The sequence below is a fragment of the Arthrobacter sp. B2060 genome, assembly GCF_059090445.1.
The window spans coordinates 185,305-211,665 of the sequence record NZ_JBNHFR010000003.1; the positions used below are offsets into that span (position 1 = coordinate 185,305).

The 26,361-nt window shown below is 61.7% G+C and carries 29 protein-coding genes; 19 read left to right on the top strand and 10 right to left on the bottom strand.

What is annotated here, in order from left to right; all coding sequences use genetic code 11:
- Nucleotides 1-129 precede the first annotated feature (129 nt).
- On the top strand, nucleotides 130-396 hold the full coding sequence (locus AC5RUM_RS07620; RefSeq protein ID WP_494034366.1) for a hypothetical protein: 267 nt from the start codon (nucleotides 130-132) through the stop codon (nucleotides 394-396).
- 112 nt (nucleotides 397-508) lie between these two features.
- On the top strand, nucleotides 509-814 hold the full coding sequence (locus tag AC5RUM_RS07625; protein ID WP_494034367.1) for a putative quinol monooxygenase: 306 nt from the start codon (nucleotides 509-511) through the stop codon (nucleotides 812-814).
- Nucleotides 815-1,249: 435 nt separating this feature from the next.
- On the opposite strand, the gene AC5RUM_RS07630 is transcribed toward AC5RUM_RS07625, so the two are convergent.
- Nucleotides 1,250-2,137: a LysR family transcriptional regulator gene (locus AC5RUM_RS07630; protein ID WP_494034368.1), complete on the bottom strand. Its 888-nt coding sequence runs from the start codon at nucleotides 2,135-2,137 to the stop codon at nucleotides 1,250-1,252.
- Between the two features lie 280 nt (nucleotides 2,138-2,417).
- Here AC5RUM_RS07630 and AC5RUM_RS07635 point away from each other — a divergent pair, with 280 nt between their 5' ends.
- From AC5RUM_RS07635 to AC5RUM_RS07670, 8 genes are all read left to right on the top strand, one after another.
- The gene (locus AC5RUM_RS07635) at nucleotides 2,418-3,842 is read left to right on the top strand and encodes an NAD-dependent succinate-semialdehyde dehydrogenase (protein WP_494034369.1); all 1,425 of its coding nucleotides are present in this window, start codon (nucleotides 2,418-2,420) and stop codon (nucleotides 3,840-3,842) included.
- Complete coding sequence (gene pcaC, locus AC5RUM_RS07640) at nucleotides 3,839-4,237, top strand: 4-carboxymuconolactone decarboxylase (protein WP_494034370.1); 399 nt, start codon at nucleotides 3,839-3,841, stop codon at nucleotides 4,235-4,237. The genes AC5RUM_RS07635 and pcaC overlap by 4 nt, the downstream gene beginning before the upstream one ends.
- Nucleotides 4,234-5,136: an NAD(P)-dependent oxidoreductase gene (locus tag AC5RUM_RS07645; RefSeq protein ID WP_494034371.1), complete on the top strand. Its 903-nt coding sequence runs from the start codon at nucleotides 4,234-4,236 to the stop codon at nucleotides 5,134-5,136. The genes pcaC and AC5RUM_RS07645 overlap by 4 nt, the downstream gene beginning before the upstream one ends.
- Nucleotides 5,129-5,503, top strand: coding sequence for a hypothetical protein (locus AC5RUM_RS07650; RefSeq protein WP_494034372.1), 375 nt, complete (start codon nucleotides 5,129-5,131; stop codon nucleotides 5,501-5,503). Before AC5RUM_RS07645 ends, AC5RUM_RS07650 begins: the two co-directional genes overlap by 8 nt.
- 4 nt (nucleotides 5,504-5,507) lie before the next feature.
- Complete coding sequence (locus AC5RUM_RS07655; protein ID WP_400479992.1) at nucleotides 5,508-6,386, top strand: alpha/beta fold hydrolase; 879 nt, start codon at nucleotides 5,508-5,510, stop codon at nucleotides 6,384-6,386.
- A 172-nt stretch (nucleotides 6,387-6,558) separates the two neighbouring features.
- Nucleotides 6,559-7,938: an MFS transporter gene (locus AC5RUM_RS07660; RefSeq protein ID WP_494034373.1), complete on the top strand. Its 1,380-nt coding sequence runs from the start codon at nucleotides 6,559-6,561 to the stop codon at nucleotides 7,936-7,938.
- Nucleotides 7,939-8,010: 72 nt separating this feature from the next.
- Entirely contained in the window at nucleotides 8,011-9,117 is a 1,107-nt protein-coding gene (locus tag AC5RUM_RS07665) for a zinc-binding dehydrogenase (RefSeq protein ID WP_494034374.1), read from the top strand.
- Between the two features lie 51 nt (nucleotides 9,118-9,168).
- Nucleotides 9,169-10,539 (top strand): MFS transporter, encoded by a 1,371-nt coding sequence (locus AC5RUM_RS07670; RefSeq protein ID WP_494034375.1) that lies wholly within the window; start codon nucleotides 9,169-9,171, stop codon nucleotides 10,537-10,539.
- Between the two features lie 561 nt (nucleotides 10,540-11,100).
- Here AC5RUM_RS07670 and AC5RUM_RS07675 read toward each other — a convergent pair.
- On the bottom strand, nucleotides 11,101-12,045 hold the full coding sequence (locus AC5RUM_RS07675) for an endonuclease/exonuclease/phosphatase family protein (RefSeq protein ID WP_494034376.1): 945 nt from the start codon (nucleotides 12,043-12,045) through the stop codon (nucleotides 11,101-11,103).
- A 95-nt stretch (nucleotides 12,046-12,140) separates the two neighbouring features.
- Nucleotides 12,141-12,596, bottom strand: coding sequence for a hypothetical protein (locus tag AC5RUM_RS07680; protein WP_494034377.1), 456 nt, complete (start codon nucleotides 12,594-12,596; stop codon nucleotides 12,141-12,143).
- Between the two features lie 74 nt (nucleotides 12,597-12,670).
- Between AC5RUM_RS07680 and AC5RUM_RS07685 the strand changes: the two genes are divergently transcribed.
- The 3 genes from AC5RUM_RS07685 (at nucleotide 12,671) to AC5RUM_RS07695 (ending at nucleotide 14,237) form a co-directional block, all read left to right on the top strand.
- Nucleotides 12,671-12,949, top strand: coding sequence for a YciI family protein (locus AC5RUM_RS07685; protein ID WP_494034378.1), 279 nt, complete (start codon nucleotides 12,671-12,673; stop codon nucleotides 12,947-12,949).
- Nucleotides 12,950-13,193: 244 nt separating this feature from the next.
- Nucleotides 13,194-13,340: a hypothetical protein gene (locus tag AC5RUM_RS07690; RefSeq protein WP_494034379.1), complete on the top strand. Its 147-nt coding sequence runs from the start codon at nucleotides 13,194-13,196 to the stop codon at nucleotides 13,338-13,340.
- Between the two features lie 306 nt (nucleotides 13,341-13,646).
- A complete protein-coding gene (locus AC5RUM_RS07695; protein WP_494034380.1) occupies nucleotides 13,647-14,237 on the top strand; it encodes a hypothetical protein in 591 nt (196 codons plus the stop codon).
- Between the two features lie 548 nt (nucleotides 14,238-14,785).
- On the opposite strand, the gene AC5RUM_RS07700 is transcribed toward AC5RUM_RS07695, so the two are convergent.
- Together AC5RUM_RS07700 and AC5RUM_RS07705 are read right to left on the bottom strand one after the other, a co-directional pair.
- Complete coding sequence (locus tag AC5RUM_RS07700) at nucleotides 14,786-15,508, bottom strand: GIY-YIG nuclease family protein (RefSeq protein ID WP_494034381.1); 723 nt, start codon at nucleotides 15,506-15,508, stop codon at nucleotides 14,786-14,788.
- Nucleotides 15,459-16,034 carry a DUF2199 domain-containing protein gene (locus AC5RUM_RS07705; protein WP_494034382.1) on the bottom strand — a complete coding sequence of 192 codons (576 nt, stop codon included), beginning with the start codon at nucleotides 16,032-16,034 and terminating at the stop codon, nucleotides 15,459-15,461. The genes AC5RUM_RS07700 and AC5RUM_RS07705 overlap by 50 nt, the downstream gene beginning before the upstream one ends.
- A gap of 246 nt (nucleotides 16,035-16,280) precedes the next feature.
- On the opposite strand from AC5RUM_RS07705, the gene AC5RUM_RS07710 reads away from it, so the two are divergent.
- A complete protein-coding gene (locus tag AC5RUM_RS07710; protein ID WP_494034383.1) occupies nucleotides 16,281-17,123 on the top strand; it encodes a GIY-YIG nuclease family protein in 843 nt (280 codons plus the stop codon).
- Between the two features lie 15 nt (nucleotides 17,124-17,138).
- Here the strand turns inward: AC5RUM_RS07710 and AC5RUM_RS07715 are convergent, their stop codons facing one another.
- The 3 genes from AC5RUM_RS07715 to AC5RUM_RS07725 all read right to left on the bottom strand — a co-directional run bounded on the left by AC5RUM_RS07715 (nucleotide 17,139) and on the right by AC5RUM_RS07725 (nucleotide 18,424).
- Nucleotides 17,139-17,348: a hypothetical protein gene (locus tag AC5RUM_RS07715; RefSeq protein WP_494034384.1), complete on the bottom strand. Its 210-nt coding sequence runs from the start codon at nucleotides 17,346-17,348 to the stop codon at nucleotides 17,139-17,141.
- A 108-nt stretch (nucleotides 17,349-17,456) separates the two neighbouring features.
- Complete coding sequence (locus AC5RUM_RS07720; RefSeq protein WP_494034385.1) at nucleotides 17,457-17,996, bottom strand: hypothetical protein; 540 nt, start codon at nucleotides 17,994-17,996, stop codon at nucleotides 17,457-17,459.
- A 71-nt stretch (nucleotides 17,997-18,067) separates the two neighbouring features.
- Entirely contained in the window at nucleotides 18,068-18,424 is a 357-nt protein-coding gene (locus AC5RUM_RS07725; protein WP_494034386.1) for a helix-turn-helix domain-containing protein, read from the bottom strand.
- A 298-nt stretch (nucleotides 18,425-18,722) separates the two neighbouring features.
- On the opposite strand from AC5RUM_RS07725, the gene AC5RUM_RS07730 reads away from it, so the two are divergent.
- Nucleotides 18,723-19,571, top strand: coding sequence for a metallophosphoesterase family protein (locus tag AC5RUM_RS07730; protein ID WP_494034565.1), 849 nt, complete (start codon nucleotides 18,723-18,725; stop codon nucleotides 19,569-19,571).
- 38 nt (nucleotides 19,572-19,609) lie between these two features.
- On the opposite strand, the gene AC5RUM_RS07735 is transcribed toward AC5RUM_RS07730, so the two are convergent.
- On the bottom strand, nucleotides 19,610-19,954 hold the full coding sequence (locus AC5RUM_RS07735) for a hypothetical protein (RefSeq protein WP_494034387.1): 345 nt from the start codon (nucleotides 19,952-19,954) through the stop codon (nucleotides 19,610-19,612).
- Between the two features lie 325 nt (nucleotides 19,955-20,279).
- On the opposite strand from AC5RUM_RS07735, the gene AC5RUM_RS07740 reads away from it, so the two are divergent.
- Genes AC5RUM_RS07740 through AC5RUM_RS07750 form a run of 3 tightly spaced genes read left to right on the top strand, consistent with a single transcriptional unit; the run spans nucleotide 20,280 to nucleotide 24,134 of the window.
- Complete coding sequence (locus AC5RUM_RS07740) at nucleotides 20,280-21,047, top strand: TnsA-like heteromeric transposase endonuclease subunit (RefSeq protein WP_494034388.1); 768 nt, start codon at nucleotides 20,280-20,282, stop codon at nucleotides 21,045-21,047.
- A complete protein-coding gene (locus tag AC5RUM_RS07745; protein WP_494034389.1) occupies nucleotides 21,040-23,082 on the top strand; it encodes a transposase in 2,043 nt (680 codons plus the stop codon). The genes AC5RUM_RS07740 and AC5RUM_RS07745 overlap by 8 nt, the downstream gene beginning before the upstream one ends.
- A complete protein-coding gene (locus AC5RUM_RS07750) occupies nucleotides 23,079-24,134 on the top strand; it encodes a TniB family NTP-binding protein (protein WP_494034390.1) in 1,056 nt (351 codons plus the stop codon). The genes AC5RUM_RS07745 and AC5RUM_RS07750 overlap by 4 nt, the downstream gene beginning before the upstream one ends.
- 91 nt (nucleotides 24,135-24,225) lie before the next feature.
- On the opposite strand, the gene AC5RUM_RS07755 is transcribed toward AC5RUM_RS07750, so the two are convergent.
- Nucleotides 24,226-24,453 (bottom strand): hypothetical protein, encoded by a 228-nt coding sequence (locus tag AC5RUM_RS07755; RefSeq protein WP_494034391.1) that lies wholly within the window; start codon nucleotides 24,451-24,453, stop codon nucleotides 24,226-24,228.
- A gap of 780 nt (nucleotides 24,454-25,233) precedes the next feature.
- Here AC5RUM_RS07755 and AC5RUM_RS07760 point away from each other — a divergent pair.
- Nucleotides 25,234-26,343: a zinc-ribbon domain-containing protein gene (locus AC5RUM_RS07760; protein ID WP_494034566.1), complete on the top strand. Its 1,110-nt coding sequence runs from the start codon at nucleotides 25,234-25,236 to the stop codon at nucleotides 26,341-26,343.
- Nucleotides 26,344-26,361 lie beyond the last annotated feature (18 nt).

Genomic DNA, 26,361 nt, shown 5'->3' on the forward strand with positions numbered 1-26,361 from the left:
GCCAATCCAATTTCCAGATCGGCAAGGCCATTACCGGGTTGAACGAACGCGATCTCGAAGCCACGACGGCGGGTGCAACGATGGTGCTTGGTGTGTTCCAATGGGACGGGCTGCCCAGAATGCAAAGTGGTGCGTAAGTCCAGGGTGGAGCTCGCCCATCATGCGGCGGCCGAAGCTGCCTTGTCTGGCGCGCGGTCCGGAGCAGTCCTGCGGCTCCCTGCATTCGAGACCAGGAAGTCCTGGTCCGCCGACATCAGCACAACCGTCGCCAACCCCGATGTCGTTATTGAGTACGACGGCGCGTACTGGCACAGTGACCCCTCGAAGGTCCTCATTAACGAATTCAGCTTCGGGCCGGTGCCGACCATCCCCCAATCGGGTCAGCGTTCTCTTTGAGAGAAGTAAATGTTGGCAAAGTGCGTCTACAAGGAACCTGGGAGCGCCAATACTCTGGAGTCACCGGAACGGGGGACCCGCTTCTGTTCATACATGCTCAAGGGAGAGTTTCTTGTTCCACGTAGTCGCCAAGTATGGCGCCAAGCAGGGAATGACCGAGGACGTTCTCGGTCTCCTATCTCAGATGGCAGCCGCTACCCGCAGGGAACCGGGCAACGTTTCCTACGACTTTTATCGAGGCCTGGAGGATCCGACACAGATAGTGATTCTGGAGTCCTACCACGATGCGGAAGATTTCGATCGGCACAGGGAGAGCCAACATTTCTTGGACGTAGGCGTCCGTCAGGTCATTCCCCGGCTGGTTTCCCGCCACGTCTCCACCTACACCTCAGAGGACGTGCCGCATGAAGTTCCGTGACCCAGATCCGTGCCTGGCGGGTGCAGTGCTCGAAGCCTGGTGTGATGGCCTCGCAATGTCGATGTCGGTAACTTTCACTGAAACGAGGTCGTGACGATGTATCAGGACCGTCGTGTACGGGACTGGTCCGCTCTGTCTGTGGAAGACAAGGTGTCGTAACCGATCCCGGTCACCAAGGTTACCCGGCGACGATTGATACCGAAACGGCCGACTCGGCGGTCGTTTGGGTGATTGATGACGGCGGGCAGCGGCGTGCTTTTGACCAGCGGGAAGGCGTCGAGCTCGTTGCTCTCCTAGAATTCGCCACCTCCGGATAGGCAGCAGGACTGTCTCCCCCGCCTGTCAACGAACAAGAGCCGGTCCCTGCCGTTGCTCACAACACGGCGGGCTTTCACCCCTCGGGGGTACGGATGCTGCTGATCTTGGTGGTCGCCTTTAGGCGGCCGCGGCCTGCTCTGCCGTGTTGAGGTGGTCCTTGAGTTCGGTGATGAAGGCTTTGAGGTTTGCGGACCGGCAGTCCCGCCGCCACATCAGCCACGTTTCCGCCGTGCCGAGACTACCTTCTATCTCATGCACCTGGACTCGGCTTGCTCCAGGCAGCGTCTCGAGGAGGGATTTAGGGATCATGCAGATACCGCCGCCGGCCGCGACGCACGCGAGCATGCTGTAGTACGAGGAGATTTCGACGATTCTTCCCGGGACCATTCCTTGAGAATCGAGCCAGTCCTCGAAGCGCTGGCGGTAGGAGCAGATGGTGCCGAACATGAAGGCGGTTGGGTGGGACGCCTTGAAGTCGTCATTGATCTCTGTGACCGTTTGCGGTGTGAGGATCACGAGATCCTCCGCAAAGGCTCTAATGCCGGTGAGTGAAGGCACGGCTGGCTTTCCGTCAGAGAATGCTGCCGTGAGTTGCCCGTTCAGCAGATGGTCGAACAGCACTCCCGAGGAGCCTGCTTCGAGTTCAACGTCGACCGCGGGGTAACGGAGATGGAAGCTGGCCAGGATCGGCGGTATTCGAACTGCCGCCGTGCTTTCGAGGGCGCCGAGACGGAACTTGCCGCGGGGTTCGCCCTGGGCTGTGAAGGCTTTGGCGTCGTTGCACAGGTCGATGATCTTTTGGGCATGGTCCCGAAATATCTCTCCATCGGCTGAGAGGGAGCTTTGCCGCTTGTCCCGGACAAGGAGCTTGACCCCAAGTTCTCGCTCCAGCTGCTGGATGCGTGTGGAAACGTTCGAAGGGGCACGAAGAAGCTTATTGGCGGCTTTGGTGATGCTGCCTGTCTCCGCCACGGCAAGAAAGATTTCCAGCTGCGAGATCTCCATCATCCTCATTCTCTGTGAGTGAAGTGATTCTCATGAAACATCACCTTTACAGAATGATGACAGGCTCCGCGAGTGATTTCAACTGTCGTGCGTCGAGTTCCCACTCCATCGCCCCTTCAGGTGCCGTGCGGGGCATTGGAGGAAGCGGGAGAGTCTACTCATCCTCCGACCATTCTGTTTTTGAGAAGTGACACTTCGGAAACTTCTTATTTATCAAAGTGACGGGGGCTTCTAGAGTCGTTGTTAGTCCCATCACATACGAACTTGAAGGAACACCATTATGGGCACCATCGAAGTTACCGTCGCGAAGTCGACGAACCCGGCTACAGGCGAGGAGGTCGCCGCCTACCCCTATCTGGATGAGCGGGGCGTGGCGGGCATTGTCCAGACAGCCGCCGAGGGTTTCGCCGTCTGGCGCGACACCACCCCGGCCGCACGGGCCGAGGTTTTCCGCCGTCTTGCGGAACTGCTGCGCCGCGACACGGCGAAGCTCGCCAGCGTGATCACTGCCGAAATGGGCAAGCCCGTCACGCAGGCCCAGGCAGAGGTCACCAAGTGCGCAAACTTGCTGGACTGGTACGCCGAACACGGGCCGGCCATGCTGGAAGACACGGCGACGACCATCGGCCCGGAAGCCTACGTCTCCTACCTGCCCACCGGCACGGTGCTGGCGATCATGCCATGGAACTTCCCGGTCTGGCAGATCTTCCGGGGCGCCGCCCCCATCATCCTCGGTGGCAACGGCTACCTCCTTAAGCCCGCGTCGAACGTCGTGGGCTGCGCCCTGGCGCTGGAGTCGCTGTGGGAGGAGGCAGGCCTGCCCAAGGGCACTTTCGCCGTCGTGAACTGCGACCGCCACCAGGTGCCCGCGATCATCCACGACCCGGCCATCACCGGAGTGGCCGTGACCGGCGGGACCGTTGCTGGGCAGAGCGTGGCTGCGGAGGCCGGCCGTGCGCTGAAGAAGGTCATCCTGGAACTTGGTGGATCGGACCCGTTCATCGTCCTGGCCGACGCCGACCTGGACAAGGCCGTTGACGCTGCGGCCACCGGGCGGATGGTGAACGCAGGGCAGGTGTGCATCTCGGCGAAACGGATCATCGTCGAACGCCCCGTCTATGCCCAGTTCACCGCCAAGCTCGCCCGCCGGGTCGAAAGCTTCAAAGTTGGCGACCCTACCGACCCGGAGACCTTCGTCGGCCCGATGGCCAAGGAAGAAGGCCTGCTGGACGTGGATGACCAGGTCAAGCGCTCCGTGGCCGAGGGGGCCGAGCTCCTGACCGGCGGCCACCGGATCCCCGGGCCCGGCTCCTTTTACGCCCCGACCGTCCTGGCCGGCGTCACCGAAGCCATGACGGCCTTCAAGGAGGAGATCTTCGGCCCGGTTGCAACGGTCATTGCTGCCGAAGACGCAGAGGACGCCCTGGCCAAGGCCAACAACTCAGAGTTCGGGCTCAGCGCCGCTATCTGGACTGGCGACAGTGCCAAGGCCCGCGCCATGGCCCGCAAGATCGACGCCGGCGGTGTGTTCATCAACGGCCTCTCCGTCTCGGACCCCCGCATTCCGATCGGCGGGGTGAAGAAGAGCGGTTTCGGCCGGGAACTGTCTTACCTGGGCGTGCATGAATTCACCAACATCCAGGCGGTTTGGGACCAGACCCCCCTCAACCCGGCCGAAGAAGCAGCAAAAGGAGTAGCGCAATGAGCACCACAACCATCAACCAGGAACTGTTCGACAAGGGCCTGGCCACCCGCCGGGAGGTGCTTGGCGACGCGTACGTCCAGCGCAGCCTGGACGGCGCCGACGAGTTCTCCATGCCGATGCAGGAACTCGTCACCCAGTACTGCTGGGGCGACGTCTGGAACCGCCCCGGCCTGGAACGCGTCCAGCGCAGCCTGATCAACCTGGCCATGATCAGCGCCCTGAACCGACCCCACGAACTGAAGGTCCACGTCCGCGGCGCGGTCCGCAACGGCGTCACCAAGGAACAGATCAAGGAAGTCTTCCTCCAGGTCGCCATCTACTGCGGCGCCCCCGCCGCTCTGGAAAGCTTCCGCCTCGCCCGCGAGGTCTTCAAAGAGATGGAGGCCGAAGCATGAGCACCATCGGCTTCATCGGCCTGGGCAATATGGGCTTCCCCATGGCCGCACGCCTCGCCGACGCCAACCACACCCTCATCGTGGACGACCGCGACAAGGGCGCAGTACAGCGGTTCCAAGACCAGCACCCCACAGCCCGGACGGCCACGGACGCCAAAGCCTGGCAGGATGCCGACATCATCATCACGATGCTGCCCAACTCCGACATCGTCGAAGCCGTACTGACCGGGGGAGTGTCCACGGCCGCCTCATTGAACACCCTGTTCATCGACATGTCCTCCTCCGAGCCCATCCGCTCCCGAGACCTGGGCGCCCGGCTCGAACGGCAGGGCATGCGCTACCTGGACGCCCCGGTCTCCGGCGGGGTCCGCGGCGCCCAAAACGGCCAGCTCGCCATCATGGTCGGAGGCCGTTGGCACGACCTGGACCAGGCCAGGGAACTCTTCGACGTCCTGGGCAAATCCGTCATCCACGTCGGCGACGCCGGCTCCGGACACGCGGCCAAGGCCCTGAACAACCTGGTCTCCGCGGCCTCGATCGCTGCCACCGTCGAAGCCCTGCGCGTCGGTGAACGCTTCGGCATTGACCCGGCAACCCTCACCCAGGTCCTGAACGCCTCCTCCGGGCGGAGCAACACCTCGGAGAACAAGGTGGCACAGTTCATGCTCTCCGGCACATTCGGCTCCGGGTTCCCGATCGGGCTGATGACCAAGGACATCAAGATCGCCACGGCCCTTGCCGATTCCCTGGGCGTTGATGCACGCTTCAGCCACGACTGCGAGGCCATCTGGCAGTCCGTCCTCGACGCCGGCCGCGGCGCCGAAGACCACACGAGGATGTATGAATACCTCGCCACCCCCACCCCTGCTTTCAACGATGAAAGGCAAATCCATGCGTGACTTCGCACAGGTGCTGCAGACCGCGACCAAGGACTTCGAGTTCACCCGCGAGATGCGCTACTACACCGGCAACCTGCACGTCGCCATCGGCGACAAGGCCTGGCTGGCCGCCTACGACGACGGCAAATTCCTCTCCGTCGAACCCTCCGACACCGACCCCCAGGGCGCGGCGATCTGGATCAAGGGCACCCAGGAACAGTGGAAGGACATGACCGCCGAGTATCCGCGGCCCTTCTTCCAATCCCTGCAGAGCTCATCCGCCAAGCACGGCGTGCTGCTGAGCAACACCCACCAGCTCTACGCCTACCTGCCGGCCCTGAACCGGCTCATGCAAATCTTCCGCCAGCTCAACCGCGAAGGAGCGTAAAGCCATGGCAAAGTTCGAACCCATCAAGGGTGGCTACGTTTACCTCACCGTCGAGGACATCGAATACCGGGTCTACTACGAAGAAGCCGGCCAGGGCATCCCCCTGATCGTCGGGCACACCGCAGGCTCCGACGGCCGCCAGTACCGGCACCTGCTCAACGACGAAGAGGTCACCTCCCGCTACCGCGTCATCGCCTTCGACCTGCCCTTCCACGGCAAGTCACTGCCTCCGCACGGGGACAAATGGTGGACCCGCGAATACAACATGACCAAGTCCCGCATGATGGCCTTCCCCAACGCGCTCTCCGAAGCACTGGAACTGGACCGTCCCGTGTATATGGGCAGCTCCATGGGCGGGCACCTGGCCATCGACCTGGCCTCCAACTTCAACGACCGCTACCGCGCGACGATCTCCGTGGAAGGCGCCCTGCGCTCCGCGGCCGAGTACGTGGAGGTCGGCATGGACGGGATCCGGCGCGAATTCGACAACCCCAACGTCTCCCGCACCTCGACAGGTGCGGCGATGCTGCTGAACATCTCGCCGTATTCTCCGGAGGAAAACGTGCGGGAGATCCAGTGGGAGTACCAGTGCGGCGGGCCCGGTGTCTTCGCCGGCGACCTCTATTACTACTACTACGACCACAACGTCAGCCCTGAAGAAGCCGCAGCGATCGATACAAGCAAGTGCATGCTGTACTTTCTGACCGGCGAATACGACCCCAACACCTCACCGGCTGACACCAAGGAAGCCGCGAATCTGGTCAAGGGCTCCAAGTTCTGGGAGATGCCCAAGCTCGGCCACTTCCCGGTCACCGAGAACTACACCGAGTTCCGCAAATTCCTCCTGCCGATCCTCGAAGAAATCGAAGGTAAGTCCGCCTAGGACCAACTTCCACGGCGGGCCGGTACTCACCGGCCCGCCGCGCATGGCGCCAACTATCCAGGCGCACCACCGCTTTCCAGGGCCCTGCTGCCGCCAAGTCCCTAGGCAGTCACACCCAAAAACAGGTGTAATCACCGTCACATTCATCAGTACCCATCAATGGAGCTGGATCATGTCCTCAACAAACACCACGGCTTGGCGGCCGGCGCACGTCACCAACCGGCAGATCAAATTCGCGACCATCCTTTGCTTCCTGGCATGGGCGTTCGCCGTCTATGACTTCATCCTCTTCGGCACGCTCCTTCCCGAACTCGGCAAAGACCTCGGCATGAACGAAGCCGAACAGGCCACCATGGTCACCTGGATGTCCGTCGGCGCCGTCGGCATGGGCCTCATCGCAGGACCCGTCGTCGACAAGTTCGGCCGTAAAGCCGGGCTCGCCTTCACCACCGCAGGAGCAGGTATCGCCTCCGCACTGACCGCCCTCGGCGGGATCGTTCCGGTCGCCGTCCTGGTCGCCATCCGGTCCCTCAGCGGTTTGGGCCTGTCCGAACAGGGCGTCAACGGCGCCTACCTCAGCGAGCTCTACGGCGCCTCCGATGACCCCCGGATCAAGAAGCGCCAGGGATTCATCTACTCCCTGGTTCAGGGTGGCTGGCCGATCGGTGCCATTCTCGCCGCGGCACTGACCGCCGTTCTGCTTCCGGTCATCGGCTGGGCCGGCTGCTTCGTCTTCGCAGCCATCCCCTCCCTGATCGTCGCGGCCCTGGCCCGCAAACTGCGTGAATCCCCGCAGTTCGAATCCATCCAGAAAATCCGCCGCCTCCAAAAGGCCGGCAACAAGGCCGACGCGGAAAACCTCTCCGCCGCACTCGGGATCGAGGAGCACGAAACCCGCAGCACCCTCGCTGACGTCTTCCGCGGCCGGAGCCTGCGCACCACCCTGGCCCTGGGGTTGGGCCACATTCTGAACTACTTTCCCGTTCAGGTCTTCAGCGTGCTCGGCACCACCGTCCTGGTAAGCGTCCACAACGTCTCCTTCACCAACTCCCTGGCCATTCTCCTGATGTCCAACCTGATCGCCTACCTTGGTTACCTCACCCACGGCTTCCTCGGCGACAAGTTCGGCAGGCGCAACGTCATCGCCTTCGGCTGGATCACCGGCGGCATCGTCTTCACCGCCATGATCTTCGGCCCCAGCGACTTCTGGACCGTGGTCGCCCTCTACAGCCTCGGAACGTTCTTCCTCATCGGACCGTACTCCTGCGTGCTGTTCTTCGTCGGTGAAAGCTACGACACCCGCATCCGCGGACGCGGAGCAACGTTCGTCGCCGCCGTCGGCCCCATCGGCGCGATCCTCTCCAGCGCCCTGGCCGCCACCCTGCTCTCCGGCGGCGGCAACTGGGCCACCGCAGCGTTCCTCTTCGGAGCCATTCCGTGCGTCCTGTCCGGCGTCGCGGTCCTGTTCTCCCGCAAGCACCAGCACGTCGCGGACCCCGTCCATGTCCCGGCGGTCGCCGGGGGAGCCCCGGCCGACGAGACAGCCCACTAAGAACCACGACCAGGCAGTTGCCGGGGCGCTCACGAGCCCCCGGCAGCTGCCGTCCAACGAAACGGATGCTCAATGCCTGATACCGCGTACGGCCGCGTTGCCGTCATGACCAGCCCCCGGGAACTCGACTACGCCGAGTACCCGCTCCCCGCACCTGAACCCGGGGCGATCCTGATGAAAGTGACCCGGGCTAATGTCTGCGGCTCTGAACTGCACATCTGGAACGGCAAACACCCGGTCAAGAAAAGCGGAGGCCTCGGCCACGAAATGGTCGGCACCGTTGCCGCCATCGGCGAAGGCCGCCCCACCGACAATGCCGGCCAGCCACTGAACACCGGAGACCGTATCGTCGCCACGTACTTCCAGACCTGCGACCGCTGCGCCCGGTGCCTGGGCGGTCAGCCAAACCTCTGCGACAACGCTTACGAATTCTTCGGCAAACAGCCCACCGAAGCACCCCATTTCCACGCAGCCTTCGGCACGCACTACTACATCCACCCACGCCAGCACGTCTACAAAGTCCCCGACGAAATCCCCGACTCCGTCGCCGCCAGCGCCAACTGCGCCCTCTCCCAGGTCACCTTCGGCATTGACCAGATCGGCCTGCAGTACGGCGAAACCCTCCTCATCCAGGGAGCCGGCGGACTGGGCCTGAACGCCGTCGCCGTCGGCAAGGAACGCGGCGCGACCGTGATCGTCATCGACCCCTCCGGATCCCGGCTCGAACAAGCCCAGCGCTTCGGAGCCGACCACACCATCAACATGGCAGAAATCCCGGACCTCGAGGAACGCATCACCGCCGTCCAGCAGCTCACAGAAGGCCAAGGCCCCGACGTCGCCATCGAACTGACCGGGGTCCCGGACGCCTTCGCCGAAGGGCTGCGCCAGATCCGTCGTGGGGGGCGCTACCTGGTCATGGGCAACCTTTCTCCAGGCAGGACGGTCCCGTTCGACCCCGGCTACGTCACCCGCAAGGCCCTCACCATCAAGCACGTGGACCGCTACGAAGGCCGCTACCTCTACAAGTCCCTGGCTTTCCTCGCCGAGCACCAGGACAAGTACCCCTTCGATGCCATGATCGACGCGACCTTCAGTCTGGACGGCGTCGAAGAGGCCCTGGAAAAGTCCCTGGCCCGCGAAGTCACCCGCGCCGCGATCCTCATCGACGCAACTGCCTGACCGGCCGCCCAAAATCTCCCGGACTCCGGGCCATCCTGAAATGGAGCCAGCATGACCACAACACACCTCGCCGGCCTGAGCCCTGACCAGGTCCGCCGCAAGAGCCTGATCTCCGGCACCGTCGGCGCGATCATCGAATGGTACGAATACACCGTCTACGGCACCGCCGCCGCCCTCGTCTTCGGCACCCTATTCTTCCCCTCTACCGAACCCGGCGTCTCCCAGATCGCCGCCCTCGCCAGCTTCGGAGTCGGCTTCCTCGCCCGTCCCGTCGGGGCCTTCGTGTCCGGCCATCTCGGTGACCGGATCGGACGCAAGTCCACCCTGATCCTGACCTTCCTCATCATGAGCGCCTCCACGGCTGCCATCGGCCTGCTCCCCACCTATCAGAGCGTCGGCTTCTGGGCCCCGGTCCTGCTGTGCGTCCTTCGCCTCACCCAGGGCTTCGCCGTCGGCGGCGAATGGGGAGGCGCGGCGATCATCGCAGTCGAAAACGCACCGGCCGGCCGACGCGGCTTCTTCGGCGCCTGGCCCCAGATCGGCGTCTCCTGCGGCCTGCTCCTCGGCACCGGAGCCGTAGCCATCTCTCAGGCCATCTCGGGGGACCAGTTCATTGAGTGGGGCTGGCGCCTGCCCTTCCTCGTCAGCGTCCTGCTGGCCGCCGTCGGCCTCTACATCCGCCTCAACGCCAGCGAGAGCCCAGCCTTTCTCGCCGCCAAAGCCGAAGCTGAACGGAAACAGGAAAAGCAAAAGGCGCCGATTCCGGTTGTGTTCAAGGACCACCGCAGGTCGCTGGTCATTGCCCTGTTCTCACGTTTCGCCGAAGCAGGAAACTACTACCTCTTCACCGTTTTCCTGCTCTCCTACGTCGCAACTACCCTGAAGCTCCCGGCAAGTTACGGCCTGGTGGCGGTCATGATCGGGTCGGCACTGAACATCGCCATGATCCCGGTCTTCGGCGCCATTTCCGACCGCATCGGCCGCAAGAACACGTTCTTCTTCGGCGCCGGCGTCATCATCGTCAGCGCCTGGCCGATCTTCGCCATGATTCAGACCGGCAACCCGTTGGCGATCATCGCCGGCGTCGCCATCTTCCTCACCCTGGGCCACGCCGCCGTCTACTCCGTGCTTCCGGCCTTCTACTGCGAGCTGTTTCCCACCGAAGTCCGCTACACAGGCATCTCCGTCGGGTACCAGACCGCAGCCATCCTCCTGGCCGGGTTCACCCCGGTCATCGCCAGCGCCCTCGTCCTCTGGTCCGGCGGCACCTGGCCGCTGGTCGCCATCATCGTCCTGACAACCCTCATCGCGGTCGCCGCGGTCGCCGCAGCCAAGGAGTCAAAGGACCTCGATCTGGACACCATCGGAAAAACTTCACCGACTTTCGCCGGTGAAGCGAACGACAGAACACGTACCCGCTGAGGTCCGCTGCCGCAAGGGGTAAGAGGTAAGACCCAAACAGCCGGTCCCACCCTCTTGCTCCCCGCGCGGGAAGCCGGAGGGTGGGACCGGCTGTTGTCTGTTCCAGATCCCTCCATCCAACTCGGTGTCTCGAAACCTTTCCGTCTCAAAACATTAGTGACACGAGACGGAAGGATTAGGCCAAGCCCTCGCTCCGAGGCTCTGCGGGCCACTTAGCGGTCACAGAACGCCGCCAAATAGAGAGTCGAAGGTCACAGGCATTCCGTAGGTCCGAGCCGGTGGGCTGTCCGCTGAAGGGGCGCAAAACGGGACCCCGGCCGAGAACGGGAAGACGGCTGAAGCAGCCGGCATGACCGTTGCTCTTGGGGCTAGGCTCCTTCGTTGGGCGGTGCTCACCATGGATTCAGGGTGGCCCTCTGTCAAGCCGTCTTGGTGGTCTTGAATCACGTTGACATATACACCTTGCCCTGGCGCTGCTCCGCACGGTCTTCGATGTCCTCGAGGTGATGGGACGGTGGGGGGCAGGCGGTTTCGATTACCCCCTTTCCGGGCAGGCCACTGCTAGTCGGCCGCCAGCCGGAACTCGCACCAGAGCGGGTAGTGATCCGAGATCAGCCAGGAGATCTCATTTTTCGTCAGCCCGGTCATGACGTGGGGAATGAAGTCGAAGGAGCCGGCCCGCTGGTTGTAGGCGATGCCGTCCAGGAGGGGTGTGCTGTCCGGTTCGGAGAACCAAGCAATCTGGTCATAGAAGTGATTGGCTCCGCTGTCGTCAAAGATGGTCCGCGGCACCGTGTTCAGTTCCGTCGGCGGCCAGAGGCCGGTGGCGACGAAGGCCTCGTAGAGCGGGTCGCCGATGCGGTCCAGGTTGAAGTCGCCCAGGACCATCAGGTTGTGGTTCCAATCGTTGGGCCGGTCCGCCCAGTTCCTCATCCACTGGGCGAAGGCGGTGACCTCCGGGAGCCGCTCCGTGGCGTTCTTGCCCCAGAGGACGTGCACCGAGGCCAAGGTGAATTCTGTGCCGGCTCTGCTGAACCCGGCGAAGTAGGGTGTGCGGGCAAACTGCCGGGCCGGGTCGTCCCCGATTGGCGGCAGCACGATCTCTCCGACCAGGCCGGAGGGCTGCACCCGGTCGCTGTCGTAGAGGAAGGCGAGCCGTTCCCCGTTGCCGGCGGAACCCTCGGCTACGTCGGAGGCGATGACCCGCCAGGCAGGGCCGAGCCGTTCGAGCAGGAACCGGAGCGCCTTGGTGCTGCGCCGTGCCTCCTGCAGGGCGATGACGTCGAAGCGGGAGATGACCTCGGCGATGCACGCCACGGCATGCCAGTCCCGTTTGGGCGAATCCCTTGGCCCAGCCGCCCACTTGGCCGTCAGGTCCCCAAAGGCCCGTACGTTCCAGGTCGCCACGAGCAGATTAGTGTCGCTCCTGGCCGGGATGGTCGTGTCCAGAGCGTTGGAGATTCTGTCCAGATCCTGGGTGACGGCTGCTGGAGGAACGGTAGTCATGGCTTCATCGAATCACGCTGACTCACCGGCTCCGGTTAGGCGGACGGCAAGCCCCCTGATCTTCACTTCGAGGTCGCCGAAGGCTATATCCCCATTCACGGTCCCGTTCTCCACCGCCGGACCAGAAAGACGAGCCAGATGCTGCAGGCGATCGGAAGTACAAGCGAACCGGGCTGGCCGTTGATCGCCCCGACGGCGTAAACGATCCAGGTAACCGCGCACAGGGCGCCCGTGACGATCAGTACTTTGCGGGTGACTTGGACCGAAGGCAGTTCGACGCCTTCGGCGCGGAGCTGGCGCGTTTCGAGCACAACTGCCCGGATAAGGGGGGCGAAGATCGCGGCCATGACTGCGACGACCAGGAGTGAACGCCACGGTTCAGCAACTCCAAGCCCCTCCAGTCCGTACCCCACGACGGAGCCCAACAGTATGACCCAGAACAACGCCCAGACAGCGAGCCGCCTTCGTTTCGGCGGCATTCCCTCGAGTGAATCCGCCGGCCAGGACTGCCACCCGAACCTACTGCCGTCTTTGCCTGCCCCCGTTGCCATAGCCATAGAGTAGCTGTGCTTCAACTGCTACAGTCTCGGCATTGTCAGGTAGAGCGGCGGGTAGGAGCGGGCACATGGAATTCGTCGTGATGTATAGCCTCAGCGAGGGCATCGATCGCTCACGCGTTCTTGAGACGTATCCCCGTCATGAGGCCTATTTTGAAGCCTTCCGTGCCGGCGGCGGCGGGCTCCTCGCACTCGGCCCGTTCCAGACAGCGGATCCGGCCGGTGCATCGATGGGGATCTTCAAATCGCGCGAAGATGCTGAGCGCTTTATCGCCAGTGACCCGTTTGTTCTTGAGGGCCTCGCCGTTCCACGAATCCTTGAGTGGGACGCCGTGCGCTTCGACTGAGCGCATGGCTGCGGCGCCGGAAGACTCATGCTGCCTCTGAGAAGAAAAGGTGTTGCAGCTGGCCGCGACTGAAAATCAACAGGCGGAACAGAAGTCGGAGGCGAGGGCACGCAAAGCCGTACACGAGGCACGGTCGAGGGCTGATCATGTTCGCTCATGCCCCTTCTCCTCACACTGACCCCGCAGTAAACTGCGTCGGGGATACGGCAGCCAATCTGGAGCCGAACAATGGCAGGGGGAGCCAATGAGTGATGCTCAAATTCAGTCAGGCGGAACGGCGTCCGAGGAGGCAACGCCCCAGGACCAGGGGTTCTTCTCCGGAGGCTGTGAGCGTCCTGTACGCCACGAGGTTTCGGCCGGGTACAACCGGGACCATTGGCCTGACTACTGACCATCAATCCGGGCCCAACTTGATTCGGCCCGAACGTCAAAGACACAGGGGGCGGGGCGTCCTCGCCATTGAGGACCTGCGGTCATCTGACCGCTGACTCCGTAGAACGGCATCATCACTTCTGAATGGAGTCGAAAGCTTATTAGCCTGCCGGAGAAAGGACTGGGACTCGGGGGAGGACACGAGCCAGCATTAGCGACGATAGGCTGGAGCCATGACGTTGGGGGACGCGGGGCAGCCGCAGGAGTGCATAGAGGATGCCCCGGGCGGAGCGGAGATCCGTGAACCTACTCGGCCCGACAGTATATGAGGCGGCGGGAGATCTGGGGCGCCGCCCTCATCGCCGTTGCCGTACTAGCCTCATCGTGCGGACATGCGGTCAACGAGGCGCACCGTGCTGCGGCGAGCCGGCACCTTCTCCTTTACGTCGGCGTACCTGGGAGGTCCATCACCTATTCGCTCCTGGTCTGTGCATTCCTCGCCGGCGCCGCCGGCATGTTGCTTCTCATCCCGGCGCTGATCCGCCGAATCCGGCGAAAATGGCTACGACGAACTGTCGGCTGGACGTCGACTCTGGCGGCCGCTGCGGCGGCGCCCTTCCTTGGTCTCATGTTCTTCTTCGCGGTTTTGCTTGCCGTTGGCTTTGGCGACTACGTAAAGGTGGTGGCCCCGGACGGCAAGTCTGTTCTCATTGCGCAGGACGACTTCGATGGCGACCGTGTCGACATCTACACGGAACACGACGACTTCACTTACAAGTTCAGCCGCGGGGCGCCGGAACTCTCGGGCTGGCCCCGAGTCGAGGACCAGGGCTGCCAGCTGAGCACCCTCGGGGAGGAGCTTAAGCTCACCTGCGGGGCAAAGATGTTGTCGCTCAACCCGGAGGAGTACAAGTGACCGGTGCATTGGATGGTCAGGCACGGTCTGCGGGGGCAGGCTTCAGGGCAGTCTATGTAGGAGCGCTGGTGATCCTGGCTCCTGGCATTCTGCTTTGGGTCGTTCTCGCTGGCTTGTCGGGGCTTTCTCCGGGTGCTTCAACTCGTAACGGGTGGCTCGTTGTTCTCGTGGCGGCAGGCAGCGGTTTGTCAGTCCTGGCGTACCTCCGGATAGGAAAGAGTGCGACGAGGCGCCTGCGCTGGCTGTGGTTTTTGACTGCCCTGGTACTGGTTGTCGCCGCATCCTTCCCGGCCGCGATGTCATTCGGGGGAGCAGTTGCCGAGGAATGGTGCGAAAGCCAGCCTGGCGGCAGGGGATATGTCGGCAACGGGTCTCCCGAAGACGTTCCACTGGTTTGCCGCTGACTTCGGACATAGTCCTCCCGGGCAGGTGCCGGCAATATCGTTCCGAATCGGGGGTCTTACCGGCCCTCGAACCAGCAAACCTGAGCGTTTCGGAAACATCCTGCCGATTCCGTGGAGAATCAGAGATCAGCTCTCGGCTATGCCTCAGGGGAGCTGCCGCCGTTTCATCTCCGCCGAAATGCACATCCCCCGCAGGCCAGTCACGGCGCCGCCGTGGATCCGGTTTAGCAGATAGTCGGGCGGGAACGTCCGCACGAGCCGGGCTTCCAAGGTGTCGTAGTTGATGGTCCGCGAGGCGAAGATCCGGGTCGTGTCCAGGGCGCGGAACGAGTCGATCGACATCACTGACTCCTCGACACCGCCCCACAGCAGCCGGTCAAACTGCTTGGTGCCGGTCCAGTGTGCCTTGATCCGCTTGCGCATATCCCACGCGGACTGGCCGATGTAGGCCTGGCGGTACTCGTCAAGCACCAGCACGTAGACGCCCCAGTCTCCGTCCAGGGACTTCAGGTCGGTTACCGGCCGAAGGCGCTTGTTTTTCCTGCGCATCTCCGCCAGGGCCTCGTCGAAGGACTCCTGGGGGATCTGCGCGAAGAAGGCCATATTCAGGTCGAAGTTCTCCAAGGCCATTTGCCGGTGGCGCCGGCAGAACTCGTCGGTGTGGATTGTCATCTCAGCGTCTTCGTAATGCGGGGCCAGGAAAGCCCGCATCTCGTCCGTGAGCATGTGCTCGGGAATCCGGGTCGATGACTTCTTGTTCACCAGCGCGTACATCTCACGGGTCAGGCGGTGCCCGTACTTCCCCGGCCGCACCAGCTCACCGAAATGCTCGACGGCGGTTGTGCCTGGCAGTGGGCTTCCTGTCATGTTTCCGCTCCTCGACCCTGGGGCTCTGGTCAGGGTAGTGAGCTGAGACGCTGTGCGGCCACTCTTTGGTGAGGACATCGTTCAGCACTTCGTCAGGGCTGCTCACGCAGTAGGGCGTGTGATCCGGGTTCCGGACGGCGAGGTCTACCGGGACGGCGAAAAGGCCCCACGGCTCAAGCCTGTTGGCCAGGTAGCCCGTGAGTTTCAGGTCGCTGTACTCAGGAGAGTTCCAGACGGCGCAGGCGCGCTGGATGTCGTCGGGGTGGATAGCGATCCAGACGCCGAACCGAAGTTCGTGCCCTCCCTCCAGCCGGACCGGAAGCAGCGCCCGGACGAACGGGCTGACGTTCGGGATCTGCATGAGCGTGGCGAGGTTTGGGTCCGGGTCGCTCAGCCAGCTTCCTTCGGCGTGGTGCTGCTCCGGGCTGTCCAGGACCGGATCGGGTAGCCGAAAGCGGACGTCCCTGTCGTGGTCCGACGTCTGCCGCCCGCACATCGCGCACTCATGTGCCTTCAACGAGTCCATAGATCCCCCAATGGTTGTCTGCTGTGAGTCTACGCGTGCCCATCTTGGGGGAACGTGCTGCTGTTGGCCGGGTCAGGCCGGGAGAGCTGGAGCCAGGGTGCTGGTCTTGTAGGATGGCTGACGAGGTTGCCCTTCTGAGTGTTGTGCTGGACAGTGCAGTGCTGGCGAGGAGGGGGCCTTCCTTCGTTGTGGCGCGGCCCGGAAGGGCAGGAGCTTCGGACCGACAGGATTGAGCGAAGGTAAGGCATGAATAACGGCAACTCGGGCGAACTGAGCCTCGGAGATCTCTTCAAGGCCACTGGGCTGGCGCCAGAGGACGTGCAGGTCATCCGGCACACGCTCAAGCCTGACGGATTGCAAACCCGGGCGGATGCGATGGGACCCAATCTGCTGCCGTACGTGCGAGAACAGGGCATCCGCAACAGCAAGCTGCCGGCCACGCCTCCCCCGTACTGGCTGAACTTCCTTGCCACCACCGGCCGGCGCGCCCGGTTCATCACGGCACACGAGAACCACGGCGAAGTGCTCGCCGAGCGCACCGAGGACCGCCGCTTCTTTGACCTGCGGCCCACCCCGGTGTTCGCTGCCCTGGCGGACCGCCTGGTGATCGAGTGGACCAAGGACGCGGTGAACTGGGCCAAGACGGGGGACCAGGCAACGTCCATGGCGGTTGTCGAGATCTCCGACCCGTCCAGCGTGCCCTTCCCGGGATTCGATTCGCTCCTGGTCAGCTTCGACGAGCTCCAGGCCGTCATCACCGATGACCGGTACGGGCAGTGGCAGACGGCGCTCCGCTCCGTGCAGGGTATCTATCTCATTGCCGACACCAGCACCGGCCGGCTGTACGTGGGCAAGGCCGACGGCGCCGAACGCTTCCTGGGCCGCTGGAGCGAGTACGCCAGGAACGGCCACGGCGGCAACGTCGCGCTCCGGGAGCTGGCCGCCGCCGACGCCCGGCACCGACAGCACTTCCAGTTCAGCATCCTGCAGGTCTTCTCGCCGAGCGCGCCGGCCGCGCAGGTCGATGCAGCCGAGGCCCATTTCAAGAGGGCACTCCTCACCCGGCAGTTCGGCATGAACCTGAATTAGCGGCTTTCCAGCCTGTCACCCGGTTACGCTGCCACAATGCCGGTGGGCCGGCTCCTGGTCGCCGTCTTCCTTGCTCGTCTCGAGTTCGGGATGTTGATGCTGCAGAAAAGCGGCCCGCGCCGGTTCCAAAATTCCCAGTTCATATACCCTGTGGACTGCCATCAGACGGTCGAACAGGTCCAGTTTGCGGTATACCTGTTCCAGGTGCTTTTCTACGGTGCGCACGCCGCCAGGGAGCTCAAGGACGAGGGGGAGCCTGGCGCAGATTGATGCGTCCCCACCCACCCCCGTCAAAGCCCAAGTTGTGCTCCCGGTCGCAAGGGCTGGCCTTAGCTAGAGAGGCCGCTTTGCGACTTCACCAACCCATAATGGGCTCTGGAGGCCGAGCTTGGTGTCAGTTGCAAGTCGAAGACGGGCGGCGCGGACGAGCACGCGCTCCTCCTCCCGCTTGATACTTTCGTGCAAATTGCCGTCACGTACTGACGACTCTTTGACCAAGCCCACCTCTCTACCATCGCGAAGTGGTCGATTCCAGGCCACGGCGATGATCCGAGTCTCCTCCTTACCGGATAGGCGGCTGGCAGTAAGGAGTTCCAATGCGAGGAGGCCGGCTTCTTGTCGCGCCGGCTTGTCGGCGAGGGTCGCCTCCAGCGCCCAACGAGCACGCGACCACCATTCTGACCCGTCCTCAAGACCACTTTCGTCGGCGAAGGCGCCGGTGGCCTTGCCAGCTCGCTGCCGTAGGGCGAACCAACTGATCAACGCCACCAGAAGCACGACCTCAGGCCCTATCGTGGCAGCGATCTGCCACCACTGAGCATCCCCGGTGTGGACGATGACGTCGATGGTATCCGGTAAAGGTACGGAGGTCACGGGACCAGCATAAGCGTCCTAGCGGAACTCCGGACCGATCCAAGGTGGCATCGAAGAAACGAATTGCTTCTTCACCTTGCGGTGGGATCGGATGAGAGCCTAGTCCTCGTGCTGCTTTTTGCTCGTCCTCGCCGATGAGGTTCGTTGCGAGACTCGCCGGAAGGTACTGAGAAGAGATCTGCAACGTCCACACCCAAGACGTCCGCTATGTCCCAGAGTCGTTCATATGCGATGCTCTTCTTTCCCCATTCGACACCGATAATCATCACGCGGCTCAGCCCGGCTTCGAGACCTAGCGCCTCCTGGGTAAGGTCCTGGCTCATTCGGAGCTCTCGAATTCTCGATCCGACCTGTTCGCGGCGCTGCTGCCAACGACGAAGTCGGGCAGGTGGGGTCTCTGAAGGTCTTATAGGCACACCCAATGCCACTAAGATGGAACCTGTTTGTCTGTATCACTAGTGATACATACGGCAAGTTGAGATAGAGATCACCGCAGCATCGAAAGGCATTCCTATGGGAGTTTCAGTCATACTCGATTTGAACGAGGGAGTGTTCGTGTCGGACTTGAGGCACTTCCTTAGCTTTATCCCCAAAGAATTCGACGAGCGATTCGATCTACGAATGCAGATTGAGGCAAGTGGCATCCCGCAGTTTCTTGAAATCCAACTTCCCGCCCCAGAGCAGGCCGTGGCTGTAGCAACCTAGAGTATGGCTTCACGCGTATCTATGGCTCGATCGCTGACCCACACTAAGAGGCGTCGCCAAGCAACAGTTTTAGGAGGGGACTTTATCGCCGATCGGACCTTGAGGGATGAACCGTTCGCAGTGGCGGGGGACTGGCACGGCAACTTGGGCTGGGCGATTATGGCCATTCGATCGGCAGCCCGCGAAGGCGTTACGACCATGCTCCACGTTGGAGACTTCGGGTTTGACTGGCCGGGGCCGAAGAGGGCGCGATACGAGGAGCGGCTGAACAAATACCTTCTCCAGTTCGGCATTATTCTTGTGGTGTCCGGTGGCAATCACGACAACTGGGAAACGCTGAAAACGCTGCCCGTGGAGCAGGATGGGTTAGCTATTTTTCGGTCCAACATCCGCGTCTTGCCTCGAGGAGGCAGGACGGAGTTGGGTGGTCTCGTTATCGGTGGGCTCGGCGGTGCCTTCAGTGTCGATTACGGACACCGAACCCAGGGCAAGGACTGGTGGGGCGACGAGGAACCTACCCCTGAGGAGGCACAGAGGCTCATCGCCGGGGGCCCCGTTGACGTTCTCATCACCCATGACGCGCCGACGGGAGTGCCCCTGACGGGAGATTTCCAGCTACCGCCAGAGCTCATCGCGCGTGCGGACCGAACGCGTTATCTTCTCCGAGAGGTTGTCGATGCCCTGGCTCCTCCTCATGTTTTCTGCGGTCATTGGCACCAGCGGAGGATCTACGAACTTGTCCACTCTGATGGACGGATCTCTCGCGTGGACGTCCTTAACAAGGAGAATTCCCGGGTCGGCAACGCAGTCCTAGCATGGCCGGGCGAGGTGCCGTTACATATAGAACCGCTGTCAATTCGAGGCAGCTGACTACTAAGTCTTGCGCAGGCATCCGCCCCGACTGCTGGTTAAGAGGACTCGGTGTCATGAATAAGGGGCTGCACAACCGCGCCAAGCAGGCGTTCAGCATCCGAGACATCTTCTAGACGCATCAATGCTTCCCCTCGAAGTACCTTCGCCATGCGGTCATATCCGACGCCTGCCAAGTCGGCGTAGGCGCGGATACTGTAGCCCCGCTCCCGAAGCCGGCTTGTGATCTTGAGTGCAAGCGCGTGCTGAAGGCGGGCAGCCTCAATCTGAGATGCTTCCGCTTCGGAGGAGCCCTGGAGCCAGGAGATTTCGGCGACTTTGCCGAAATTTTGGCGGTCCCGAGGCGCAGCCATTTGGCGGGGTCGGAATCGAGGATCGCTCATTATCCGATTCTAAGCCGGTTCCTTAGCGAAAATTGGACATGTCCAATTTTCGGCACGAGCCTTGAGCGCGTTATGTCGGGCGGGCTCAGCGGGCAATGGCTGGCCGTCAGCGTGAACACCTTCCTTCACGAGTGAGACGACTGGGACCTAGGCGTCGACGTGTCGTGACCTGACGTCGAGTCCTCGAGTGTCGTTCAAAGAGCCGATGACGTGTCGAACCCAGCGTGGTGCACAGCAACCCGATGCAAATTCAGCTACGATACATGTCTATTAGACATGCTCAGGCTGTCTAGGTTCGGACGGCGACAGGGCGGGGAGGGCGTGCGTGAAGAAGAGTAAGCGGGGAACAGCGGATCCGTATCGAAACTTGGTCAATGCATCAGATGGCACGGTAATTGCGTGGACAGACATAAATGGAACAACGCGTACGTCGGTCGCTGACCCGCGGTGCCTTCGGCTTGGCATCGAAACCGCCCGCGTCGTGCGCAGACCAGTCAATTACCGGCACCGCCGCAACTATGAGGGCTACTACTGGTGCTCAAGCACAGGACAAAGTATCTGGTACGAGTCCATGACGGAGTATTCCGCGTTAATGGAACTCGATCACACACTGCATCTGGCGAAGGTGGCGGCCCAGCCTTTGTGCATTCTTTTTGCTGATGGAACCCGCCACTACCCCGACTACTTTGCATTGCAGGAATCCGGGAGGCAGTTCCTCTACGACGTTCGTCCAGAAAGCCTCATTGATGGAAAGGCTAGGATGCAGTTCGCGAAGACACAGGAGATCTGCGAACAAATCGGCTGGGGATACCAGGTCCTGCCCGGGGTTACTGGTGTGCAGCGGCACAACCTTGAATTTCTTGCCGGCTACCGGCATCCGTATATCAATCCCAGCCTCCAGGTCCGAGATCGAATCTTGGCTGCAGCATCAGACCCACTCCCTTTAGATCGTCTGGCCGCCGCCCTAGATTCAACTCACCCTGTCCGTTTCCTGCCGGGCATCTACCACCTACTTTGGCGCCGGGACCTCACATATAGCCGGTCTGTGCCCTTCGGCTGGCACACCATCATTGAACGGAACGATCGTGGATAGAGTTCAGCTGGGCGAAATATTGAAGTTTGAGGACGGCGACTACGTCCTTGAAAGCGTCCAGGGTGCATGTCTTGGCTTGCGCAATATGCAGACCGCTGAGCGAATGGCTGTTCATGTCAGTGCGTTACCTGCCCTTCTCACTGCACCACCGACGTTCACCAGCGAAGACCCGGGCCCGCGCTCCCTGGAGTGGGCCGATCCCAGTGCCTCGGAGCGCGCAATCATGCTAGCGACGCATCTGGAGGAAATGATGTACGGGACGCCTCTGGAGGGACGGGAACGGCGAGATGAATACGAACCGGAGGCGACCTCTCAGACGCAGCGGATAAACAGCAAAGTCCGAGAGCTGACAGAAATGGGTATCAAGTGCTCTAAGCGGACGTTGTCACGGTGGGCCAGTGACTACCGGGAGCGTGGCCATGAAGCAATGCTCGACGGCCGACAAAATCGCCGCCAAGAACCTCTGGGACGTTTAGACGAACGTGTAAAGGGCGTCCTGTTCGACGTGATAGGCAAGGAAACCAATCGGTCTACTGGGTCAGTGGACAGGCTCATCGGCCGCCTGAAGGCGGAAATGATCCGGCTCTACCCAAGGGAAGACATTCAGATCCCCTCGGATCGCACTTTGAGGCGACACATTGACGCCCTCACCCGAGGAAGGTACACGACCGGCAACGCGCCCAACCGTCGGACCGCCGCCAATGCCCCCAAGCGCATGTTTAGCGCGCGACCAGCGGTGGCACCAGGCCACGAGGTCCAAGTGGATTCCTCACCCTTCGACATTATGGTCGTGACCGGAATTGACGAGGACAGCGGGCGAGTGCGAGTCGGACGGGCGAATCTGGTGATCATGCTGGACAAGGCGACGCAGAGCATCATCGCCACCAGCGTGCGACTTCAAGGCGTCAAGGGGGTGGATCTGGCCTTCATGCTCGCCCAATGCCTGACCCCGCGGCAGTTGCGGCCGGAAGGAATTGTCGCGTTCAACGAATATGAGCTGGCCGAGATGCCATGGGCGAAATTCCTCTCCGCGGAAGAGGCCTCCAGGTTCGAGACCACGCGTCCCTTCATTAGGCCCCAGCGCATCATGAAGGACAACGGATCCGACTACGCTTCAACGGTCTTCGCGTCAGCCTGCAGCCGATTCGGGATCGACACTACAAGCGCCGCCATCCATACTCCTACCGACAAGCCAAACGTGGAGAGAGCCTTCCACACGATCAAGACCAAGTTTGCCCAATACCTGCCGGGCTACACTGGCGGCAGCACCGACAAACGCGGAGAACATCCGGAAAAGGAAGACCTGCTCGATATATATACGCTGGCGGAGCTGTTCGAACGCTGGATAGCGATTGTCTGGCAGAACATGCGGCATGAATCCCTCCGCGACCCACTCGTGCCTTCCATCGTCCATTCTCCAAACTCGATGTACATGGCCATGTTCCCGATGACTGGATACGTGCCATTGCCCCTTTCCGCCGACGACTACGTCGCTTTGCTCCCTACAGAGATGCGCACGATCCAGATGGACGGCATCCAGATCGCTTACCGCCGCTACGATGCCCACGAACTTCATCCCTACAGGCTGCAAGCATCGACGGACGCAAGCCGGGGCGGGAAATGGACGGTTCACTACAATCCACACGACCCCAGCGCGGTCTGGATTCGTGATCCGGAAGGAAACGGATGGATTCAGTGCGACTGGATGAACCGAGAAGCTTTCGCCCGGCCATTTTCCGCCAGCATCCGCGGCGCGGCCCGGGAGATTACGGCTGCTCAAGGTGTACTGGGAGACAAGGCCAGCACCCAGGCTGCAATCGAACTCATCGGTCACACTACGGCAGCCCGAAAACGACACGCTCTAAAACAGGCCCGACAAGAGACCGCGCGGAACCTCGCATCACTTTCTGGGGCGAAGCTGCCGCTCCCGGCACTACCGCCTGTTGTGCAGGTAGTCGAGGATTCTGGCTTTGACGATGAGGAAGAGTTCGACGAGATCGAGATGTTTGATCCGACGAAGGGGCTGAGCAATTGATCTTTACCGACGTAGATGCTCGCAGGTTGGATCGGCATGAGGATTTGGGTGATTTGTTGGCCGAGCAGCCAAGCAAGCCTCAAATGCCGAGCTTTGAGAAGTATGCAGCCCTAACGCAGCAACAGAGACGGGAATTGGATACGCTCCGTCTCGATTATCTGGCGGGCGGGCTAACGGCATCCACACCTCAGGTTCGAGCACTAATCAAGAACGTCCGCCTGGCTTTGCTAGGCAACCGTGGCCGCGCCTCGGGCCGAAGCGGCGTCATGGTCTCTGGTCAATCCACCGTTGGCAAGACCACAGCGTGCATTGCGGTGATGCGCGGGGTCCGAGCGGAGTACAAGGCCCAGCATCCCGGATTCGAGATTCGAGGTTCGATCCCGGTGGCTTACGTCGAAGTGCCCGCCGGTTCTTCAGCGAAGGCAATGATCGGAAGATTCGCGCACTTCTATGGACTGGAACTTCCCAAGAGTTGCACCCTTGAGGAGACTCTTAACGCTGTCGTCACCGCAATGCGTTCGTGTCGGACGCAGTTGGTAGTAGTGGACGAACTGCAGAATCTCAGCCGAGTCAGCCAGGGAAATGGCGAGTCCGTGGACGTGCTGAAGAGCCTGTCCAACCAGGTGCCTTCCACATTCGTGTATTCCGGTATCAATATTCATCGGGGAGGCCTGCTCGTGGGGGAGCGGGGAAACCAAATCAGTCGTCGTTTCACCCTGCTCGAAATGCAGCGCTATGGGCACGCAACCCTAGAGGAGATCAAGGCTTGGAACGGCATCGTGATGGCCTTTTCCGAGGAACTGCCTCTCCTGGCTCATGAACCCAAATCTCTACTGAAAGCTGCAGCGTGGCTTCACAAGCGCAGTGGAGGAAACATCGGCACTCTTCAGCGGATTCTGGTCGGGGGGTCCCAGCTGCGCATTCTCGACGGTGACCCTGCCCAGGAAACGCTGACGCGTGAGTACATGGAAGCCATTCCTGTCGACATCGCAGCCGAGACTAAGAACGGGAAGCTGGAAAACAGCCCCGCTCTGCGGCAGTTGGCAGGTTGAATTTATGGTCCCCGACATGAGCCGCGCGTTACCCGTCAAGATCCGTCCCCGGCATTTGGAGACACCGGAAAGCTATGGACGACGGCTGGCCTTAGCAAACGGGCTGCCCGCTGATTGCGCCAGCAAAGCGGCCGGTCAGCTCGCCGACACGAGGAAAACCGCTGCCCGTCGAATAGGTCTCGTCCGCTGGTGCGAAATCAAGGGCGGCCTTATGCCCGGGCACTTCCAGGCCCAGGCCCAACGCTCGGACGAGGGACTCGCGCCGCGCACCATGTGTCGGCTCTGCGCCCGTGGCGAAACTGTAGAGCAAATTGGCCATGCTGAATCATTTGTCTGCATAAGGCATAGCCTTTGGACGGGCCCCCAGACAGAATCAACGATGCAGAATCCAGTCGACGATAGGGTCCTTGCCGCCGAGATTAGGTATCGTCGGCTGCGTCGTGCCGGACGGGCACCGACAGCCCTAGTCCAGGAGCTGGCCGTCATCACCGACCGGCACCGGGGCGAGCGTGATCTCGATACAAAGCTGGATGCCGGCAACTACAGTGCAGTGGTTGATTTGGCCCAGCTCCTGACAAACCAATCCTTTCAACGCGAACTACTCACACCCACAAGAACCTTCGCCCAGGCGCGTCAGCTGCTCGAGGCATCGGTCGGCGCGGTACCGCCGGGGAAAGCGGCAGTTCTCATGGACGGACTGTGGAGGCTGCTTCGCCCGGCGTTCCTGGCCGTTCGCGACCAAGTTGATGGCCGGAACTACTCCACACCCGTCATCTGCGCACTTATCGGCTTCGACCCAGGCAGATTTGTGAGATCGATAATGGTGCACCGTCCGCTCGAGCCCTTCAGCCGTTACCTAGAGGTACTTGAGTCCTCAATTGCCGATTCATGGGTCAATATGTGTGAGCTGACCCTAGCTGCCGGGCAGAGTGACCGTCCCCGAGCCGCGTCGAAGCAGGGTCTTGGGAGGCGCTCCTTCATTTGCAAACAGGGCCACTGGAGTCAACGCACAATGCATACCGCGTTCACAGCGCTGAAGCACGGAACGGATGGCTGCCCATACTGCGCAGGACGCCGGGCCCTGTCCGGTTACAACTCAATGGCCGAAACGCACCCAGCCTTAGCCTCCGAATGGCACCCGTCTTTGAACGGTGACACAACCCCATCGACGATAACCGGAGCCGGCAACTCAACTTCGTACTGGTGGGCCTGCCAGTCGGGCCACGAATGGCAAGCCACGCCCAATAACAGGGCAAAAGGCAAAGGATGCCCCTACTGTTCTGGGCGGAGAACTATCCCGGGCATTAATAGCCTGGATGTTACACACCCATGCATAGCGGCCGAATGGAATTATCAACTCAATGTTGGCAAAAGGCCATCGGCTATCTCGTCCGGAAGTGACGCCGTCGTTGAATGGATTTGTCCGCGCGGCCACGAGTATGCGGCCACACCGGACTCGCGCACTGGAGCTAAAGGCTCTGGATGTCCGGTCTGTGCCAATTTGAAGGTTCTGGTGGGGTTCAATGACTTGGGCACCTCGCACCCTCACGTCGCACAACAGTGGCATCCCAGCCTGAACGGTGCTGCAACTCCCCAATCAGTCGTTGCTGGATCCGGCAAGAAATACTACTGGCGCTGCCCAGCCGGGCACGACTTCGCAGCAGCGGTTTACAAGCGAACGAACGGAAGCGGCTGTGCCGTTTGTGCAGGGCGGCAGGTTTTTGCCGGACATAATGACCTGCAAACGACGCATCCACTTGTCGCGATCGAATGGGACTACGACGGCAACGAGGACCTCACCCCGGAAACCGTGATCGCCGGAAGTCATAGGATTGCACATTGGATTTGTCATCGGGGACACAATTACAACAAGCCTGTCAATAGGAGGGTCGCTGGTTCTGGCTGCCAATACTGTTCAAATCGGAAGGTCTTAGGCGGTTTCAACGACTTGGCAACGCGGCACTCAGCAATCGCCCGGGATTGGCACCCGGAAAAGAATGGATCCCTCGGGCCTGGAGATGTAGTGCCCGGCAATACTCGGCGCTGGTGGAAATGTGCCGACGGCCATGAGCAATTCGGAACCGTTCCGAACAGGATCCAAGCCAAGGGGTGCCCAAAGTGCCCTCCAGACCGACGCGTCCTCATTAGCGAATCACCAGATAGACCGCAAGGCACGGATGTTGATCGTGAAACCCGTAGGGATCCCTGATCGGTTGGTTGATCGTCC

What these genes read in the sequence shown, in the direction of transcription:
- AC5RUM_RS07675 (WP_494034376.1), bottom strand. Translation starts at nt 12,045, where the DNA reads ATGACTACCGTTCCTCCAGCAGCCGTCACCCAGGATCTGGACAGAATC.
- AC5RUM_RS07685 (WP_494034378.1), top strand. Translation starts at nt 12,671, where the DNA reads ATGGAATTCGTCGTGATGTATAGCCTCAGCGAGGGCATCGATCGCTCA.
- AC5RUM_RS07680 (WP_494034377.1), bottom strand. Translation starts at nt 12,596, where the DNA reads ATGGCAACGGGGGCAGGCAAAGACGGCAGTAGGTTCGGGTGGCAGTCC.
- AC5RUM_RS07700 (WP_494034381.1), bottom strand. Translation starts at nt 15,508, where the DNA reads ATGACAGGAAGCCCACTGCCAGGCACAACCGCCGTCGAGCATTTCGGT.
- AC5RUM_RS07705 (WP_494034382.1), bottom strand. Translation starts at nt 16,034, where the DNA reads ATGGACTCGTTGAAGGCACATGAGTGCGCGATGTGCGGGCGGCAGACG.
- AC5RUM_RS07630 (WP_494034368.1), bottom strand. Translation starts at nt 2,137, where the DNA reads ATGGAGATCTCGCAGCTGGAAATCTTTCTTGCCGTGGCGGAGACAGGC.
- AC5RUM_RS07665 (WP_494034374.1), top strand. Translation starts at nt 8,011, where the DNA reads ATGCCTGATACCGCGTACGGCCGCGTTGCCGTCATGACCAGCCCCCGG.
- pcaC (WP_494034370.1), top strand. Translation starts at nt 3,839, where the DNA reads ATGAGCACCACAACCATCAACCAGGAACTGTTCGACAAGGGCCTGGCC.
- AC5RUM_RS07730 (WP_494034565.1), top strand. Translation starts at nt 18,723, where the DNA reads ATGGCTCGATCGCTGACCCACACTAAGAGGCGTCGCCAAGCAACAGTT.
- AC5RUM_RS07710 (WP_494034383.1), top strand. Translation starts at nt 16,281, where the DNA reads ATGAATAACGGCAACTCGGGCGAACTGAGCCTCGGAGATCTCTTCAAG.
- AC5RUM_RS07690 (WP_494034379.1), top strand. Translation starts at nt 13,194, where the DNA reads ATGAGTGATGCTCAAATTCAGTCAGGCGGAACGGCGTCCGAGGAGGCA.
- AC5RUM_RS07760 (WP_494034566.1), top strand. Translation starts at nt 25,234, where the DNA reads ATGGCCGAAACGCACCCAGCCTTAGCCTCCGAATGGCACCCGTCTTTG.
- AC5RUM_RS07660 (WP_494034373.1), top strand. Translation starts at nt 6,559, where the DNA reads ATGTCCTCAACAAACACCACGGCTTGGCGGCCGGCGCACGTCACCAAC.
- AC5RUM_RS07695 (WP_494034380.1), top strand. Translation starts at nt 13,647, where the DNA reads ATGAGGCGGCGGGAGATCTGGGGCGCCGCCCTCATCGCCGTTGCCGTA.
- AC5RUM_RS07755 (WP_494034391.1), bottom strand. Translation starts at nt 24,453, where the DNA reads ATGGCCAATTTGCTCTACAGTTTCGCCACGGGCGCAGAGCCGACACAT.
- AC5RUM_RS07735 (WP_494034387.1), bottom strand. Translation starts at nt 19,954, where the DNA reads ATGAGCGATCCTCGATTCCGACCCCGCCAAATGGCTGCGCCTCGGGAC.
- AC5RUM_RS07645 (WP_494034371.1), top strand. Translation starts at nt 4,234, where the DNA reads ATGAGCACCATCGGCTTCATCGGCCTGGGCAATATGGGCTTCCCCATG.
- AC5RUM_RS07650 (WP_494034372.1), top strand. Translation starts at nt 5,129, where the DNA reads ATGCGTGACTTCGCACAGGTGCTGCAGACCGCGACCAAGGACTTCGAG.
- AC5RUM_RS07670 (WP_494034375.1), top strand. Translation starts at nt 9,169, where the DNA reads ATGACCACAACACACCTCGCCGGCCTGAGCCCTGACCAGGTCCGCCGC.
- AC5RUM_RS07635 (WP_494034369.1), top strand. Translation starts at nt 2,418, where the DNA reads ATGGGCACCATCGAAGTTACCGTCGCGAAGTCGACGAACCCGGCTACA.
- AC5RUM_RS07655 (WP_400479992.1), top strand. Translation starts at nt 5,508, where the DNA reads ATGGCAAAGTTCGAACCCATCAAGGGTGGCTACGTTTACCTCACCGTC.